Annotated in this window: 19 protein-coding genes; 7 read left to right on the top strand and 12 right to left on the bottom strand. The window is 36.5% G+C overall.

Annotation, left to right across the window (positions count from 1 at the left end; genetic code table 11):
* Positions 1–1893 carry a lanthionine synthetase LanC family protein gene (locus SOM16_RS08300; protein WP_320463531.1) on the top strand — a complete coding sequence of 631 codons (1893 nt, stop codon included), beginning with the start codon at positions 1–3 and terminating at the stop codon, positions 1891–1893.
* Between the two features lie 41 nt (positions 1894–1934).
* Here the strand turns inward: SOM16_RS08300 and SOM16_RS08295 are convergent, their stop codons facing one another.
* The 4 genes from SOM16_RS08295 to SOM16_RS08280 form a co-directional block, all read right to left on the bottom strand.
* The gene (locus SOM16_RS08295; RefSeq protein WP_320463530.1) at positions 1935–2126 is read right to left on the bottom strand and encodes a pinensin family lanthipeptide; all 192 of its coding nucleotides are present in this window, start codon (positions 2124–2126) and stop codon (positions 1935–1937) included.
* A 223-nt stretch (positions 2127–2349) separates the two neighbouring features.
* The gene (locus SOM16_RS08290) at positions 2350–2565 is read right to left on the bottom strand and encodes a hypothetical protein (protein WP_320463529.1); all 216 of its coding nucleotides are present in this window, start codon (positions 2563–2565) and stop codon (positions 2350–2352) included.
* A 48-nt stretch (positions 2566–2613) separates the two neighbouring features.
* Positions 2614–2994 (bottom strand): SRPBCC domain-containing protein, encoded by a 381-nt coding sequence (locus SOM16_RS08285; RefSeq protein ID WP_320463528.1) that lies wholly within the window; start codon positions 2992–2994, stop codon positions 2614–2616.
* A gap of 26 nt (positions 2995–3020) precedes the next feature.
* Entirely contained in the window at positions 3021–4211 is a 1191-nt protein-coding gene (locus SOM16_RS08280; protein ID WP_320463527.1) for an acyl-CoA dehydrogenase family protein, read from the bottom strand.
* Positions 4212–4323: 112 nt separating this feature from the next.
* On the opposite strand from SOM16_RS08280, the gene SOM16_RS08275 reads away from it, so the two are divergent.
* The gene (locus tag SOM16_RS08275) at positions 4324–4698 is read left to right on the top strand and encodes a dihydroneopterin aldolase (RefSeq protein WP_320463526.1); all 375 of its coding nucleotides are present in this window, start codon (positions 4324–4326) and stop codon (positions 4696–4698) included.
* A 1-nt stretch (position 4699) separates the two neighbouring features.
* Positions 4700–6115, top strand: coding sequence for an FAD-binding oxidoreductase (locus tag SOM16_RS08270; RefSeq protein ID WP_320463525.1), 1416 nt, complete (start codon positions 4700–4702; stop codon positions 6113–6115).
* Positions 6116–6262: 147 nt separating this feature from the next.
* Here the strand turns inward: SOM16_RS08270 and SOM16_RS08265 are convergent, their stop codons facing one another.
* Positions 6263–6757 carry a thioesterase family protein gene (locus tag SOM16_RS08265; RefSeq protein WP_320463524.1) on the bottom strand — a complete coding sequence of 165 codons (495 nt, stop codon included), beginning with the start codon at positions 6755–6757 and terminating at the stop codon, positions 6263–6265.
* A 67-nt stretch (positions 6758–6824) separates the two neighbouring features.
* Here SOM16_RS08265 and SOM16_RS08260 point away from each other — a divergent pair, with 67 nt between their 5' ends.
* A complete protein-coding gene (locus SOM16_RS08260; RefSeq protein ID WP_320463523.1) occupies positions 6825–7259 on the top strand; it encodes an Hsp20/alpha crystallin family protein in 435 nt (144 codons plus the stop codon).
* Positions 7260–7433: 174 nt separating this feature from the next.
* Complete coding sequence (locus SOM16_RS08255; protein ID WP_320463522.1) at positions 7434–8750, top strand: nicotinamide mononucleotide adenylyltransferase; 1317 nt, start codon at positions 7434–7436, stop codon at positions 8748–8750.
* Positions 8751–8752: 2 nt separating this feature from the next.
* On the opposite strand, the gene SOM16_RS08250 is transcribed toward SOM16_RS08255, so the two are convergent.
* The 4 genes from SOM16_RS08250 to SOM16_RS08235 all read right to left on the bottom strand — a co-directional run bounded on the left by SOM16_RS08250 (position 8753) and on the right by SOM16_RS08235 (position 10989).
* Complete coding sequence (locus tag SOM16_RS08250; RefSeq protein WP_320463521.1) at positions 8753–9034, bottom strand: Txe/YoeB family addiction module toxin; 282 nt, start codon at positions 9032–9034, stop codon at positions 8753–8755.
* Positions 9016–9225 (bottom strand): DUF2683 family protein, encoded by a 210-nt coding sequence (locus tag SOM16_RS08245; RefSeq protein ID WP_320463520.1) that lies wholly within the window; start codon positions 9223–9225, stop codon positions 9016–9018. The genes SOM16_RS08250 and SOM16_RS08245 overlap by 19 nt, the downstream gene beginning before the upstream one ends.
* 87 nt (positions 9226–9312) lie before the next feature.
* Positions 9313–10338, bottom strand: coding sequence for an LD-carboxypeptidase (locus SOM16_RS08240; protein WP_320463519.1), 1026 nt, complete (start codon positions 10336–10338; stop codon positions 9313–9315).
* A 480-nt stretch (positions 10339–10818) separates the two neighbouring features.
* Positions 10819–10989, bottom strand: coding sequence for a hypothetical protein (locus tag SOM16_RS08235; protein WP_320463518.1), 171 nt, complete (start codon positions 10987–10989; stop codon positions 10819–10821).
* 348 nt (positions 10990–11337) lie between these two features.
* On the opposite strand from SOM16_RS08235, the gene SOM16_RS08230 reads away from it, so the two are divergent.
* On the top strand, positions 11338–12633 hold the full coding sequence (locus SOM16_RS08230) for a DEAD/DEAH box helicase (protein WP_320463517.1): 1296 nt from the start codon (positions 11338–11340) through the stop codon (positions 12631–12633).
* A 681-nt stretch (positions 12634–13314) separates the two neighbouring features.
* On the opposite strand, the gene SOM16_RS08225 is transcribed toward SOM16_RS08230, so the two are convergent.
* From SOM16_RS08225 to SOM16_RS08215, 3 genes are all read right to left on the bottom strand, one after another.
* Positions 13315–14568 carry an OmpA family protein gene (locus SOM16_RS08225; protein WP_320463516.1) on the bottom strand — a complete coding sequence of 418 codons (1254 nt, stop codon included), beginning with the start codon at positions 14566–14568 and terminating at the stop codon, positions 13315–13317.
* Positions 14569–14979: 411 nt separating this feature from the next.
* On the bottom strand, positions 14980–15510 hold the full coding sequence (locus tag SOM16_RS08220; protein ID WP_320463515.1) for an RNA methyltransferase: 531 nt from the start codon (positions 15508–15510) through the stop codon (positions 14980–14982).
* Positions 15511–15574: 64 nt separating this feature from the next.
* Complete coding sequence (locus tag SOM16_RS08215; RefSeq protein WP_320463514.1) at positions 15575–16726, bottom strand: galactokinase; 1152 nt, start codon at positions 16724–16726, stop codon at positions 15575–15577.
* 74 nt (positions 16727–16800) lie between these two features.
* Here SOM16_RS08215 and SOM16_RS08210 point away from each other — a divergent pair, with 74 nt between their 5' ends.
* A complete protein-coding gene (locus tag SOM16_RS08210) occupies positions 16801–17844 on the top strand; it encodes an aldose epimerase family protein (protein WP_320463513.1) in 1044 nt (347 codons plus the stop codon).

Raw genomic sequence — 17844 nt, 5'->3', positions numbered from 1 at the left:
ATGTTTACAAATGCCCAGATTGAAGTTTTTACTCAGCACCTTAATGAAGTTAAGGATGATTTGCTTTCTAATAAAAAAGAAACTGCAGATGAGGCCTGGTGGTCTACACCATATTATGTGAATGCAGAAGATTATGCATTTGAAGAGCGGTACGATATTTTTAACGGCAATTGTGGCATCGCTTTGTTTTTTTTAGAATTTTATCGTTTCGATAAAAATGAAGCTCACCTTCATTTAATAGATAAGATGATGAACAGAATCTTAAGATCTGCAGCTGTTCTGAAGCCTAAATTCTTCGCTTTATATACCGGAATAGGTGGGGTAATTTATACTAATCTGAAGGTTTTTGAAGTTACAGGAAATCAAAAATATTTAGATAGTGCCCTGCAATTAACATTAGACAACCAAATGCAGCTTAGTGAAACGCTTTCAAAGGCAGATTTGCTGAGTGGCTACACCGGCAATTTACTTGCTTTCACCTTACTTTATCACCATAGTCAGCACAAGCAGGTTAAAAAATTAATCTCCGTGCTTTTAGATCGGGTGGTTAATGAAGTCCGTGTATCACAGATTGGATTGAAATGGGATTATAATGCATCAAAAAAGGCATATGATGGCATGACTGGTTTCTCTCATGGTGCATCTGGCATTGCATATGTTTTAATGCAGTTAAGTGTTTATTTTGATGCGCCTGGCTTATTGTATCTGTCTGAAGAAGCCTTGGCTTATGAAATGCAATATTATTATACTCCGGCTAAGAACTGGCTGGATTTGCGTATTGGCAATTATCATATGGCAAAACCACAGGCCCATCTTTGGCAACTGGAAACCTTTATTTCGGATATGGCAGGCGTAAATGCATGGGCGCACGGAGCTGCAGGGGTAGGTTTGTCAAGAAGTATGGCATTCGAACTCACCCAGAATGAAATTTATTCAAAACAATGCAACGATGTATTGGAGAAATGTTTGTCAGATCTATTAAAACCTGGGCGACCAGATTTTACCTTGGTAAGTGGTTACCTGGGCATGATTCCTTTTTTAGCCAGGTACAAAGATAAAGAAGGAATAGCCGACCAGATTAGCATGGTGGTTGATGGAGCGATAAAGCAATATCAGAAAACAAACAGTTACAGTGAATACCTTTCCTGTGGACCACATGATTACGGACTATTTTCTGGAAAAGCGGGAGCAGGGTATATGCTTTTACAACTGTTATCAGGAGATCAATTCGCCTCGGTAGCACAGCCAAAACTACCTATTCCTAAAAAGATAACCAATCTGAATGGGAGATTTTCTGCGCATCAAATTAAAAAACAGATTTTTTCATCGTATTACAGGCGAACAATTCAAAAGATTGAAGGGGCTAATATCAACCTTTCCACTATCTATAAGGTCGAAAATATCGATAAGTTTAGTCGAGCGTTATCAAGCCAAATAAACCAGATAGCAGAAAATAGGGAAGAGATCAGGCGATCGTTTGAGTTGGAATCGGAAATATTGAAATTGTGGAAGTTCCATAAAGGTTATTTCAGTTATCAACAAAGGAATATCTACCTTAATAATATAGCAGAAGAAGCGAATTTAAAATCCGATGGTGATTTGATAGCCCTTACCTTAAAGCTGAATGATCACGTGAAATATTATGGCGATAATGTAAATGGTGGCGGATTGTTACTAATCTGTAATGAACAGGGTGTAGAAGAAAAGCAAATTGGCGTATTTCCCGCGGTCATTATTAAACTATTAGGTACCAAAGATTCAAAAATATTGGTACTGGTAGCGAAAATAGCTAAAGCCTATTTTGATTCGAATGCCAGCAAAGAACTGATTACCCAAAAGATATTACAGCAAATTCGATTGCTGCTAAAAAGTGGCTTTGTAAGTTGTAAATAAAAAACAAGGCGCCAATTGGCGCCTTGTTTTAAACTAAATAACTAGCAGATTACCGTGGTACATCTTACCGGTGGGGTATGATGGTCATCTGTTTGTTCGGTGTGCGTAGGTTCAGATACATTACCTAAACCACCTGATAAACGCATCGCAACTTCACTGTCGATACTCGTTACAAAACTTTCTAACTGAAGGTCTTCTAAAGTTAATGTGATTTTTTCTGGTTGATTTTTCATAAAATAAGTGATTAAATATGACGCCTACTGGTGGTTACGAGGTTTCGGCTTATCCCCGGTTGCAACACCACTAAGATAATCAATTGCAACAATGTTGCAAATATAAATCACTTATTTCGCAACATTGTTGCAAATAAATTTTTTATCACAAATTAATACCAGATAAAAGTTATTTGAGCTAAGCGGGGAATGAAAAATGAGTGATAGAATATAAATCTGTAATCTATTTGCGCTTTCCGGAAGCGATGAAGATAAATGCACCAGCAACAAGGATGATGCCACCAACATAAGGCGGCCAGGCAACAGATTTTTGTCGGTCTGCAGAAATTTGAATTGGACCAGCATCCACTATTTTTTCTTTTTTAGTATAGGAGAAGCCAGTCCAGATAAGCATTGCGATGCCAGCGATAATTAAAACGAGTCCTACAGTTCTGTTCATGATTTTATATTTTATTTAAAATCTAAACAGCAAGGCAAAGTATATGTTTTATTCGTCAAAGAAATCAACGAGTCCACCGATGAAATATTCATCTATTCCTTCTGTAAAGTCTTTATAATCTTCATCAGGAATATTCGTTTGTCTAAATTCCAATGAAGTTCCACTTTTATCAGGATGAAGTTTTATAGTGACGATAGAGGGCTCACCATCTTCTCCGAAATACCATTGCTGAACAATTTTTTTATTGGTTTCAAATTCCAGGTTTTTGCCTACAATATCGCCGTCCCAAAAAGAAAATTCGGTATCTGCCTTTTCTTCAAATTCAACTTCAGCTCCAGTCCAGAGTTTAATGCTAATGTCTTTTGTAAGTGCTAAATAAACCTCTTCAGGGGTGGCAGGTATGTAAGTGTATTTTTTAAAATCTTTCATCAACTCTCCTTATTATAATATTATTTTTATTTAAAAGCATTTAATCCGGTAATGTCCATTCCGGTAATTAGCAAATGGATATCATGAGTACCTTCGTATGTAACTACAGATTCGAGGTTCATCATGTGGCGCATAATTGAATATTCACCGGTTATTCCCATTCCACCAAGCATTTGTCGTGCATTCCGGGCGATATCTAATGCAATTTCTACACTATTTCTTTTAGCCATCGAAATTTGTTCGGCGGTAGCACGGCTTTCACTTTTCAGCATCCCCAAACGCCAGACCAAGAGTTGACCTTTTGTGATTTCAGTAACCATCTCTGCTAGTTTTTTCTGTTGCAATTGAAATCCACCAATTGGTTTTCCAAATTGAACGCGCTCTTTTGAATAACGCAAAGCCGTATCGTAGCAATCCATTGCAGCACCTAAAGCACCCCATGCAATGCCGTAGCGCGCTTGATTTAAGCAGCCTAACGGTCCTTTCAAACCACTAATTTCAGGAAAGACATTTTCTTTTGGAATTTGTACGTTATCGAAAACCAATTCGCCGGTTGCCGATGCCCTTAAGCTCCATTTATTGTGTGTTTCCGGTGTAGAAAAGCCGTCCATACCGCGCTCTACCACCATGCCTCTGATTTTGCCAGCTTCATCTTTTGCCCAAACAACTGCAATATCTGCAAATGGCGCATTACTGATCCACATTTTTGCACCATTAAGGATATAGTGAGATCCTGCATCTTTTATAGTGGTAACCATTCCACCAGGATTTGAACCATGATCCGGCTCCGTTAATCCAAAGCAACCCATCATTTCGCCACTGGCTAATTTTGGTAAATATTTTTTTCGTTGCTCTTCGCTACCGTAGGCATAAATAGGATACATCACCAATGATCCCTGAACAGATGCTGTAGAACGAATACCGGAATCGCCACGCTCAATTTCTTGCATAAGAATACCGTACGCTGTATAATCTAAACCAGCACCACCATATTCAACCGGAATTGTTGGTCCGAAGGCACCAATTTCTGCTAAACCTTTAATTAAATGTTTTGGAAATTCTGATTTCTGGGCATAGTCTTCAATAATCGGACTTACTTCTTTTTTAACCCATTCTCTGGCAGTTGCCCGGATTAATTTATGCTCATCCGTTAATAATTCATCTAGTAAATAATAATCAGGAGCCTCATAAAGGTCTTTTTTGGTTGATCTGCTCATCGTCGTTTTCCAATCTGGTTAAGAAATAGCGTTCATTTCAAAGGTAACAATTTACCGCAATGGGCATTATATTCCTAAATAAAAATTTAATTTTACAGCATACAAAACATAGATGAGCCATTTTAAACAAACCGTTGCTTTAAAAGATGTAAAATGCTTTGCGCTTCACGGTTATTATCCTGAAGAACAATTGATAGGTAATCATTTTTTGATTGATTTGGTTAGCGAATTTATACCCAGGGGTTTTGATGATGAGCTTACTCAAACGGTTAACTATGAAGATCTCAATTCGATCATCAGGGAAGAAATGAAAAATACACAAAAACTTTTGGAAACAGTATTGAAAAACATAATCTCAAAAGTAATAGAGGTTTACCCATTCGTAGATTTTATTGAAGTAAGTATGAAAAAACTCAATCCACCTATGCCCGGGCAAATCGGCCATTCATTTGTTAAACTTACCTATACTTCAACAACAGCCAAATAAAATGAACTTTACCAAAATAAATTCAGAGATTTTAGAAGAAATTAAGTTGGCTATTGGCCCGGAAAAAGTATTCACAGACACGGAAAGCCTCGACAATTACAGTCACGATGAAACTGAAGACCTTCGCTATCAGCCTGAAGTGGTAGTAAAACCAAATACTGCAGATGAAATTTCCGCTTTATTGAAAATTTGTAATCATCATCATATTCCAGTTACACCCAGAGGCGGTGGAACAGGATTGAGTGGGGCTGCTTTACCTATCTATGGTGGTGTTTCCTTATCGATGGAGAAGTTCAAATCAATTATAGATATTGATACGGAAAATTTGCAGGCTACGGTTGAACCTGGGGTTATTACCGAAGAATTTATTAACGCAGTTGCGGAGAAAAGCCTGCTTTACCCGGTAGACCCAAGCAGCAAAGGCTCATGTTTTATTGGTGGCAATGTTGCCCATGGTTCCGGTGGACCAAGGGTAGTTAAATATGGTACCATCCGCGAATACATTTTAAATCTGGAGGTCGTTTTGCCTAATGGCGATATCATCTGGACGGGGGCCAATACCTTGAAATACGCTGCAGGTTATAATTTAACACAGCTGATGATTGGCTCGGAAGGTACTTTAGGTGTAGTGACCAAAATCGTGACCAAACTCTTACCTAAGCCTACACAATCTGTTTTAATGATGGGTTCTTTTGCCACCAACGAAGATGCATGTGCTGCTGTTTCAGCGATTTTCAGGGCAGGTATTACGCCATCAGCCTTAGAATTTATGGAGCGCAAAGGAGTGGAGTGGGTAATTAAATTTGATGACATTAAATTCGACTTGAAAGACAATGTTGCCGCCTTGTTAATGATAGAGTTTGATGGGGATGATCTGGATGATATTTTCAAAAATTGTGAAAAAACTAATATCGTTTTGGAGCAGCACAACTGCTCAGATGTACTTTTTGCCGATACCGCTCAACAAAAGGAAGAACTCTGGCGGATGCGCAGAACAATGGCAGAATCTGTAAAGGCAAATTCTGTTTACAAAGAAGAAGATACTGTTGTTCCAAGAGCTGCTTTACCAAAATTGATCAGTGGAATAAAGGAAATTGGATCAAAATACGGCTTTGAAAGTGTTTGCTATGGGCATGCTGGTGATGGAAACCTGCATGTAAATATCATTAAGGCTGGAATGAGCGATGAAGACTGGAAGAATAACTTGCAGTTTGGTATCACAGAAATATTTGAATTAACTACTGCACTCGGCGGTACTTTATCAGGTGAACATGGGATCGGTCTGGTTCAGAAGCAGTATATGCCCATAAAATATTCAGAGGTCCACCTGAGTTTAATGCGTGGAATAAAACAGGTTTTTGATCCAAACGGAATTTTAAATCCAGGGAAGATTATGCCAAGTCCTCCAACGCTTTAAAGTAGGAGCAATCTATAGTTGGCTTAAGTCGGGAAAATTAGCATAGCTTAGGATATAAATAGAATAGAAAAACGAAGCAATTTCTTAAATAGGTTTTTACTGGCTTTTAGACCATTCGCCAGGAAAGTAGAATGTCAAAAGCCCTATTCAGGGAGCTGGGGGCAGCTGCTCAAATGCAATCATTTTTTGTCTTTCAGCGGATGGAATTGCCGTTGGCCGTTTAGTGATATAGTCAACAGCTATGCAAACGGTTTTTCCTTTGCTGCAAATTATCTCTTCATTGCCTTTTATTTTTACAATTTGATAATCTAGATCAAAACTGGTTTCGCCGATTCTTGATGTCTTTACATGAATCACGATCTTATCATTTGCAACAATAGGCTGAATGTAATCTACTTCAGCATGCGCAATCACAATTCCCGTCTTTTTCCAATCCCATTTTATAATTTCTTCCCAGTATTTGGTTCTGGCAATTTCCAGATAGGTAAAGTAAACTGAATTGTTTACGTGACCCATCATATCAAAATCTATAAAACGCAAATGAATGTTGGTTTTATAGTTGAATTTGTCGGAGAAACTTTTTATTTCTGCCAGTTTGTCTTTTGATTTCGATTTATTTTGCCATAATGTCTTGAAAATCATAAATATTTGGTTTGGTATATAAGTTGATTATTAGGAATTATCAGTTTAAAAAATAAAAATTATAGATATGACACTTGTAAATTTCAACAACAGGACCCGCAACACCGCTCCTTACTTTAACAATGTTTTTGATTCATTGTTTAGCGATGCCGTAACAAAAAACAAAGCCGTAGATAAATCACCGAATGTGAACATTTACGAAAATGAAACAGCTTATATTATTGAATTGGCTGCTCCGGGATTAAGAAAAGAAGATTTTCAAATTAAATTAAAAAAAGATACGCTTTCTGTTTGGGCAGAAGTTAAAAAAGACGAAACTCAGGTAGCGAAGGATTTTACCCGTAAAGAATTTGATTACAGCTCATTTGCGAGATCATTTAATTTGCCAGAAACAGCGGATGGAGAAAATATTACTGCCGAATATAAAGATGGTATTTTAACGATCAATATCAGCAAAAAAGACGATGCTAAACTACAACACAAAGAAATTGTAGTATCGTAAAAACATTCTCGAAAGAGGGTTTCATAATAGTTTAGGTTTTATAAGGTTAGTATTGGATAATGCTAACCTTATTTTGTTTATACCTTTTTAATTAAACTACTCAGCTGGTGCATAGAGTTTAAACAAAAGCCCTGATGATGCCGCTGAACTAATGTTTTTTATTATTTTTGCGGAATGGAGAGAGAAATTCTGGATACTAAACGTAAAGCATTAAAAATAAACCTTGACCCCAGAATTTACGGTACTTTTGCCGAGATTGGAGCGGGGCAGGAAGTTTCAAGAAACTTTTTTAATGCTGGTGCAGCATCAGGAACAGTCGCCAAAACCATGTCTGCCTATGATATGACCTTTAGTGATGCCATTTATGGTGCAGAAACTAATGGGAGGTATGTAAGTCAGAACAGGCTTTTGCAAATGCTCGACCATGAATTTGGCTTATTAAATGAGCGTCTATCTGGCGAAAAGTATGAAAGTCGTACTTTTTTTGCTTTCGCAGATACCGTTACCACGCTAAATTACAAACGTACCAATGAACCTCATGGTTGGGTTGGTATTCGTTTCCAGAATGAGCCGGGCGGTTTGCCAAATGAAATTTTCTTCCATGTCCGTTTGTTGGATACCGATGTAAATATGCAGCAACGGGTATTGGGAATTATAGGTGTAAACCTGCTTTATGCCGCATTTTATCACTATAAGGACCCTAAGTTGATGGTAGAATCATTAGCAGATAACCTTACTATTGGCTCTGTTGAAATTGATTTAATTTCCGTTAAAGGTCCGGCCTTTCCGGAAGTTGATAACATCTTGCTTAATCTTTATATGATTATGAAAGATTTCTCTGCGGCTGCTATCTTTGATTCAGACGCACATCCCCGTCAGGCTAAAGACCTGCTGTATAAAAAAGATATTATGATTTTACGGACCAAATATGGTCAGAAATCATTACCCAACTTTAGTTTGTTTAATAAGGCAACTGATCAGTTCAAACGTACAAATGATGTGCAGGAGGGGAATATCGCAGTGATGATTGAGGTTTTATTAACTAATGTATTAACCGGAGAACAGGAAACTCCCGATGATATAGACCTGGAAGCTGTGGCTAAAAGAACGCAGGAAATGTGTGATACCGGTAACATCGTAATTGTATCGAATTTTACCCGCCATAACCGTTTGGCGAAATATCTGGCCCGTTGCAAGCCAAAAAGCGTAGGCCTGGCCACAAACATCAATAACCTGAAATTCGTGTTTAATTCTACAAACTTTAAAGGTGAAAATTATTCCGGCCAGCTGTTAAGTTATGTGAATGATATGTTTAATACTAATGTTCGCCTATTTGCTTACCCATTTCTGGATAAAAAAACTAACGAGGTAATTACCACAGCAAACATGCCTGTAACGCCAGAAGCAAAACCACTGTTTGATTTCTTATTGATTAATCATTATATCACTGATATTGAGGATTATGCAGAGAATGAAGTGAAGACGGTATAATATTACTTATCGCCATAATGACCTATAGCAGAGATAATGGTAACAGTTACGATATGCTCTTCTATTTTATAGATCAGCCGGTCTTTTCTATTGATTTGTCTCGACCAGAAACCAGTTAAATTATATTTTAATTTTTCTGGTTTCCCAATACCAGCTTCAGGATGTTCTGATAATTCGACAAATATTTGATCTATTCTTTTAATAGATGCCTTGTCTCCGGATTTATATTGAATTTCTAAATCTTTCTTCGCTTGTCTTTCGACTTCTATAAAATACTTTCCCATATATTTTTGGGATCTTTAATCCTCGTAACATTTCCCTTTTCAGCACTTTTCATACGTGCTTTTATCTCTGCCACAAACTCCGGGTTATAAGGACTTTCATCGTCCTTTTGAAAAGAAATATTCAAAGCTTTTAAAACCGCCTCGATGGCTGCTTCCTGCTTTTTGGTTTTAGGATGTGCGATTATAGTCATAACTCAAAAATACAAATTATTTAACAAAATTTCAATCATAGATTTGCTTCATGACCACTCGTTGCCGGATGAAAATACTGGAATAAATTAAATCGTTCTCAATACTGAACCATTCTCATTAATCTCCAAAACATGGTTTGCACCACATTTTAGTGCAAAGTTATTTCGCTGGTGCCCGACAGGAAAATCAAAAGCAATAGGATAATGGTATTCTTTAACTTTTTCCAATACAATTTCGTAAACAGTTTTTCCAAATTCCTCTCCCGGATCATCAGGCTTAACTTTAAAACCGCCAATAATTAATCCTTTTAGATTTTTCAGCTTACCGCAACGCTTTAGATTCCAAAGCATTCGATCAATGCTATATAGGTATTCGCCAGTATCTTCGATGAAAAGAATTTTATCTTTCGTGTCCAAGTCCGAATTACTTCCTGCAAGGGTTTCTAAAATGCTTAAATTTCCACCAACTAAAATCCCCTCTACTTTTCCCAACCTATTGTTCATATTATAAGCTGCAGTATAGCCCATTTGTTCTCCAATCAATGCACTTTTTATCGATAGAATGGTTTCTATTTGAATAGGTTCGGCCTTTGTCCAATCATCCGGAAAACTATTGCACATTTTCGAATGAATAGAAGAGATCCTAAGGTTTTTGGCTAAATGACAGTGTAATACAGTAATATCACTAAAGCCAATAATCCATTTCGGATGGCGTATAAATTGTGAAAAATCCAACTGGTCAATAATCCTGACCAAACCATAGCCGCCTCGGGCACACATAATGGCTTTCAGATTTGGATCATCCAGCATCTGTTGAAAGTCCTTAAGTCGTTCTTCATCTGTTCCCCCGTAGGTAAAATCACGTTTTCCAATGGTAGATCCAATTTTGACGTAGAAGCCCCAGCTTTGCATCTGTAGAACGGATGGTTGTATTTGGTCTAAGGTAATGTATCCTGCCGGACTTGTAATTCCAACGGTATCGCCCTGTTTTAAATATGGTGGAGTTTCGAAAGATGAATGCTGATCATCAACGGGACTAGCAATACCTTTAAAAGTTGGTAAAACTGCTGCTGCTGCTGCAATAAATGAAGAAAGGAAATGTTTTCTATTCATTAAGGTGTGAAGATTTAATATTGCTTTAACGAAGATATCACTTTAAAATTGAGCATAAAAGAAAAGGGATTTATATCCATAAATCCCTTTTTTAAACCAAACAAATTAATCTGTAACAGATTAGTATAATGTGAATTATATAGATAACCGTGATGGATATAAAAAGTTTGATATTTTTTAAAATTTTTGCAGGAAAGAATCAATCTCAAAATTACTAATATTATGGAAAAAAATGTTTCAGCAGGATAGGAGAAAGCGTTAGAATAAATCAAAAGGCCAACTTATCTTAAAAAGTTAAGGCTATCCATCGCGGATAGCCTTTGCTAACAACAAAACAAATATAAGATAACCAAATCTCACCTGATTGAGCAAAATCAGGAAAAGTGCATATGAGAACACTTAGTAGCCAGGTAGTGGATTCGAACCACTTTATACGCTTTTTTAAAACTTAACCTTCCAATCGGTCAACCTGCTAACAGTTTAAATTGGTTTTAATGCTAAATAATCTTTCAGGTCTTCTATATGTTGCTGATTAATCTTATCTTCAATAATATCCTTAACGTCTTTCCGATCTTCTAAACGCTGAACATTTATCGGATAAATGAGGTTTTGGAATTCATCTATGCTGGGGTATTGAAAATAGATCGACATGATTATGGCATTTAGTTGTTGAACATATTGTTTAGTTAATGAGTAATGTTAAGCAAATATATAAATTACTATATAATATCTATAGATATAGTAGTTATTAATTACGGTTATTTTGTAAATATTTGATTATTAGTTAAATAAAATTATTATCGACTTATTTTTAGATAAGATATTCTGTATTGGGACATCATTATTAATAAATTATCGAAATATTTTTCAGAATTAGTGCACTGTTCTGCTGCTGGATTGAAGAATAAAGATCGCCCGATTCGATTGCCTTAAATTCTATATCTTAAAAGCTAATTATTTTAAGGATATTTGTGCTTTCAAACATTAAAAAAATAAGTAGTGTCTTTAGATAAATTGAAACTTAGCAAACCACTTGTTGCAGCAATGACTGATGCAGGATTTTTAACTCCAAAAGAGATCCAGGCTAAAACAATGTCGCGTATTCTAGGTGGCCAGGATGTGATAGCAGTAGGACCAGAGGGCGTCGGCAAAACAACAACTTATGTTTTAGCGACACTGATGAAATTAAAATATGCTTTTGAGGAAGCACCAAGAGCATTAATATTAGTTCCTGATGCAGAGCATGTTGATCATGTTCTGGAGCAATTTAAGTTATTAAACAGAAACAAAACATTCAGAATTTTAGGAATCGATAGTCGTGGTGCGGTTGATACGCAAATGAATGAGATTACAGATGGATGTGATATTATCGTGGCAGTACCAGACAGGGCGAGGGCTTTGTACTTAAAACTTGCTCTTAATACTAACAAAATTCAGTTATTTATCGTTGATAATGCTGAATTAATTGTTAAAAAGGGCTTACAATTGCCAGTAGTTGAATTGGCAAATAGCGCATATAAAGCTCAACATGTTGTTTTTACCGAGGTTATGCATGAAAAGTTGAATCTTATGATTTCACCTTTCATGAAAGAATCAACGACTACTATTGAGGTTGATGAGATCGGAGCGCAGCAAGCCGAAGTTTATCAGCAGATGTTGTACCAGGTTCCAAATTTCAGAACGAAACTGAACTTGCTGACTTTATTGATGAACGATAAAGAATTTTTTGATAAGGCTGTCGTTTTCGTTAATACGCGTTTAACTGCTCAAACTGTTTATAAAAATTTCAATCATACTAACGATGAAGAATACAGTATCTATAGATCCTTATTTTTCGATGATAAGGGTTACGATGATATTGAAGATTTCAAATCAAATCCAAAGTCACGCGTTTTAATTGTTGCAAATGAGAATCTTGGCGACTTAGACATCTATGGAATTCCATTCATTATTCATTTAGAATTACCTGAACAAAAAGAAACACTAATTCAGCGTATTGTTAAACAGGGAGATGAAGAAGTTGTTGCCATTACTTTCTCTACAGATATCGAATTGATTGAAGTTAAAAAAATAGAACAGGCAATCGGTCAACGGATGGAAGTCATGGAATTGCCTGAAGATTTAAAGATTGTGGATCCGACTGCTAAACCAAAGAAAAAGAAAGCTGAAGAAGAAGATCAATCTGAAAGAGGTGCAGCATTTCATGAGAAAAAAGCCAGTAACTTAAAAAATTACAATTATAGTGCTGGTACGAAAGCCAAAATGACTTATAAAAATAAAAAGGGATTGTCTTAACTATTAGGTTGCCATAATGAGGAACGTTGTATTTCATTTTGTGGCAACCTCATCTTCGTTGGTAGCGGAAAAAGAAAGACGGAATTACCAGGTGATGGAACAAAGCATTTGCTTGCAGTAGACGTTTAAGATTAGAGAACCTAAACTTTAAACTGACGAAGTTTTCCACCTACAGCTAACTCAATTTTATAAGTTCATTTGCCATCATTGCTTGGCGCATAAAATGCATATAATTAGGGAGCTATGCTAACACAGTCGACATTGCGAAGCCAATTCTTCATTGGCTGTGGCAACCTCACTTCCGTTAAAAGCAGGTGGCGCAATTAAATAGGATTGACCAAACCGTTACAGATGAGGCAACGGAGTATGTGCGTGCGGTAGACGTTTAGCGTAGGAGAACCTACACTTTAAACTGACGAAGTTTCCAACACACAGCCAACTCAACTTGATAAGTTGATTTTGCCATTAGTTTAAAATATATGGCAGTACTAACCAAAATGGGTTCTCAGAAATAATCTGAGAACCCATTTTTATATACTTAAACGCTTGATTGTTTTGCTTTCAATAAAGCATTTTCTAATTACCATACAGAAAATAAATCTTGATGGCTATAGCTACAAAACAAAAAGCTTCTCAGAAATTAATCTGAGAAGCTTTTCTTATTTAGTCTTTAATTATTGACTAGTACAATGTAAATTCTACACGACGGTTTTCTTGACGACCAGCTGCAGTTTTGTTAGTTGAAATTGGTTGATCAGGTCCGTAACCAGTAGCTTCGATTCTTGATGCATTAGCACCTTGAGAAACTAAATAAGCTTTTACTGATTCAGCTCTTTCTTTAGATAAACGTAAGTTTAATTCTCTACCACCAGTGTTATCTGTATGACCAGCTAATTTTAAGCTAAAGTTTTTATCTACTAATAAACCAGCAACACGGTTTAAAGAAGCATAAGATTTAGAACGGATAGTTGATTTACCTAAATCAAATTCTAAGTTAGAGATTGCATCTTTAACTACTTTACGATCTTCTTCAGTGATTACTTTAGTTTCTCTAATCACTTCACGTTGAACTTTGATTGGGCAACCTGAACCATCTACAACTGTACCTGATCCAGTTCCTGGGCATTTATCAAATTTGTTTGCAACACCATCATTATCATCATCAGCTAAATCTTTAGCATATTGATCTCTATCACGTTGTGCATTTTGCTCAGCAGTAGATAATGCTCTTCTTAACTCAGCACTTTCTTCAGCACTTTGTTTGCGAAGATCTGCAACTGCGCTATAGTTTTGTAATTGAGAATTTTCTTTGTTACCTAAAGCAAATTCAAGACCTACGTGAGAATAAGAATATCTGTTCTCTAGGTAAGCGCTTTTTACAGTTGGTGAAGATTTAATAAAGTTAATGTCGTAACCTAAATCAATGTTGATTCCTTTTGATACACCAAATTTAAATCCAACTCCAGTTGGGATATACCATCCTTCTCTGTCTGCAAAAACTTGTGTAGTTCCAACTTGTGAATCAGAAGCCATATAACCAGCACCCGCTTTAACGTAAGGGATTAATACTGCATTTTCTGTATTTAAGCTGAAGTTAGCAATATTCAAAACTGCTGTTAATGATCCTGCCCAGTTGATGCTGTTTTTTTGTTCTACGTTTGGAGCAACAATAGTTTTCATTTCTCCACGTAAAAAGTCTGCTTGTAAACCTAAAGCAGGCAAAATTTGTTTTTTAACAAATGCTCCGTAACCGATGCTTTTAAATTCTCTAGCAGTAACGCTACCGCCACCTAAGAAAGTGTTTTGGCTAAAAATACCACCTTGAGCACCAACGCTCCAGGTTCTTAATGGTTGTTTGCCAAATCTACCAGATGTAGTTGGCGTTGATTCTTGTGCAAATAATTGTGATGATAATCCCAATAATGCAACCAACATTGCTGATTTTGTAATCCTCGTATTCATGTTCTTTTTATCTTTTGTATATTAGTGGTTAAACAGCATTTTTACCTTACTGTTTTGCCTCTCCTTAGAAAAAACCTTGCCAAAGTGAAGATAATTAGTCAAACGTCAAGAAATCAGAAGATTAGATTGATCAGAAACGTATATAAAAAAGTTACATTAATGTTAAAGTAATGTTAAAATATGTATATTTTTCTATACATATTGTATTTCGTAATCAAGAAGAAATTTAAAACACAGCCAGATTTCCATCTAATTCATTGCATTTTTAATTATTTTGATAACCCAATAGAATCATTTTGTCGAAAAGAATTGAAGTAGTCACCGGCTGAATAATTGCAGCTCGCTGATATTCATCCGATAACCGAGAATGAGAAATAAATGCCTTTACAATCTCAATTTTGCGAAGAAATCCCAGAAGACAATCCCTGCTGAAATGACAATATTAAAGGAATGTTTAGTTCCGAATTGTGGAATTTCAATACACTCGTCAATTTTAGACATCACATCATCACTTACACCATCTACTTCATTACCGAAAATTAGCGCATATTTCTTATTTTGATCAGGCACAAAGGTATTTAACATCGTGCTGTTTTCTGCTTGTTCAATAGCTACAATCTCGTAACCATTTTTCCTTAAGTCATCCACTGCCGAAGCCGTATCAGCAAAATGTATCCACTCAACTGATTGTGTTGCACCTAAAGCGGTTTTCTCAATTTCACGGTGTGGCGGCTGTGCGGTAATTCCACAGAGAATAACCTTTTCTAAAGCAAAACCATCCGCGGTTCTGAATATTGAACCCACATTATGCATACTGCGGACATTATCTAAAACTGCTATAACTGGTAATTTTTCCCGTGCTTTAAATTCTTCCACATCCGGACGATTTAATTCGTCTAATTTTAATTTTCTCATTTTTCAAACTGCCAATGCATCACGATAAAGTTTTGCATCACTCATATTAATAGTTAGGTGTAATTTAAAGTTTTATAGGGCCATTGCCGATTTCACTAATATATATAGCAGCGGCGTAACCAATATTATCTACATAATAATCTGTCAGGTTTTTGGCAAAGTCTTCTTCGAAACCTTTTTCCAATAGTGCGATGGCACACCCACCGAAACCAGCGCCTGTCATTCGGGCACCGATAACATGATCATAAATTGAGCAAAAATCAACAACTGCATCTAATTCTTTTCCACTCACTTTATAAAGTGTTTTTAATGATTGGTGCGATGCATACATGAGTCGGCCGAATTCCTCCAGATCACCATGATTAAGTGCTTTAGCCGCTAAATGGACACGGTCGTTTTCTTTAACAACGTGTGTAGCCCGATTAAGAATCCGCTGATCTGAAATAAGGTGGCTGTGCAACGCGAATTTATCTGCTGTCAATTCACAAAGGTTGTGAAGGGTGATTTCCTCATTCAGCAACTTTAAGGCAGTCTGGCATTCCGCTACTCGTTCATTATATTTTGATTCTGCTAATTCTCTGGGTTTATTGGTATTGATGATGGCTAAAACATAGTTCCCTAAGTTAACTTCAACCATTTTATATTTCAAAGTTTCGCAATCCAATACAATGGCCTTTTCTTTCTCTCCAAAAGCCACTGCGAACTGATCCATAATACCAGAATTTAAGCCAATGAAATCATTCTCAACCCGCTTGGCCATTTTAACCAGGTCCAATTTATCATAGCCTAAGTTCAAAAAATCATTCAGCGCAAATGCTGTAGCAATCTCAATTGATGCAGAAGATGATAAGCCTGAACCAATGGGAATGTTCCCGTAGAAAAGGAAATCCAAACCAGGAATTTGCTTATTATCCTGTAGAAACTCATTGATGATACCTATGGGATAGTTTGCCCAATGACTTCCAATTTTATCTTGCTTCCTGTTACTTGCTATCGTAATTTGCTCTTCAAAATTTAAACTCTTCATTCGGTATTGGCCATCCGCATTTGGAGAAATGGCGAGCCATGTTCCCAGGGTGATTGCACAAGGCATAACTAGGCCTCCATTATAATCAATATGTTCGCCAATAAGATTTACACGCCCAGGTGTAAAATAAGCTGCATGTGGATTTGTACCATAATGTTCCCTGAATTTTTGTTCTAGATTAATCTCCATTTGGCTAAAAATATTTATTAAAAGCATTAATAATAGTATGTTTGTTTCGGAAACAAAGCACTAAGTTACAATTTATGAGCGTTCAGCAAATATCAACAGGTAAATTTATTAATGGCGAAGAAGTATTCGCAATCGAACTTACCAATAGCAAAGGTACTTACGTTAAGATATTTAATTATGGTGCAATCATCAACAAATTTATCGTCGAAAATATCCATGGAGAAAAGCAGGATATTGTACTTGGATTTGATGAATTTGAACAATACATTGACCCTGAATACCTCGTAAACTATCCTTATTTGGGAGCGATAATTGGTCGTTACGCAAACCGGATTAAGAATGGGAAATTTGAGGTAGGAGGAGAGAGTTATCAACTGGCTTTGAATACGGATGATAGTACGCTGCACGGTGGTTTGGTTGGTTTTGATCGAAAGGTTTGGGATGTTATTGATTTTAATGAAGATGGAAGTACAGTTACACTGGAATATGAAAGCCTGGATGGAGAAGAAAATTTTCCTGGCAATTTAATTGTAGGTTTAACTTTCGAACTAACTGAAAACAACGAACTCATATTGAGTTACGAAGCCGAAACTGATGCTGCAACACCAGTGAATTTAACACATCATGGCTATTTTAATTTGTCGCCAACTGGCGGAAATGTCAGTAAGCATCAACAACAAATCTTTGCTTCAAACTACCTGGAACAAGATGAAGGCTATTCGGTAACTGGTAAACTGTTGCCGGTTTCAGGCACAGCGCTGGATTTTACAGCCCCTAAAGAGATAGGAAAGGACTGGAATGAAGATGGCTATGATCAATCTTTCGTATTGGATAAGATTTATGGCGATCTATCTTTAGCAAGCAAAACAATTGAAGCGGGTAGTGGTTTAACTTTAAGTGTATACACAACAGAACCGATAGCGCATTTCTATACTGCTAAATATTTAGAGGTGAAGAATGGCAAGGGAGGAAGAGATTATGTAGGTTTTGATGCCTTTTGTGTGGAAACACAACACCACCCGAATGCAGTAAATATTCCGGAATTTCCAACCACCATACTGCAACCAGATGATTTGTATACGCAAACTACCATTTACAAAGTTTCCTTAAACAAATAA

The organism is Pedobacter sp. CFBP9032, from assembly GCF_034045265.1.
Lineage (GTDB): Bacteria > Bacteroidota > Bacteroidia > Sphingobacteriales > Sphingobacteriaceae > Pedobacter.
The sequence above is the reverse complement of the archived record's forward strand: the minus strand, read 5'-3'. Positions and strand labels throughout refer to the sequence as shown.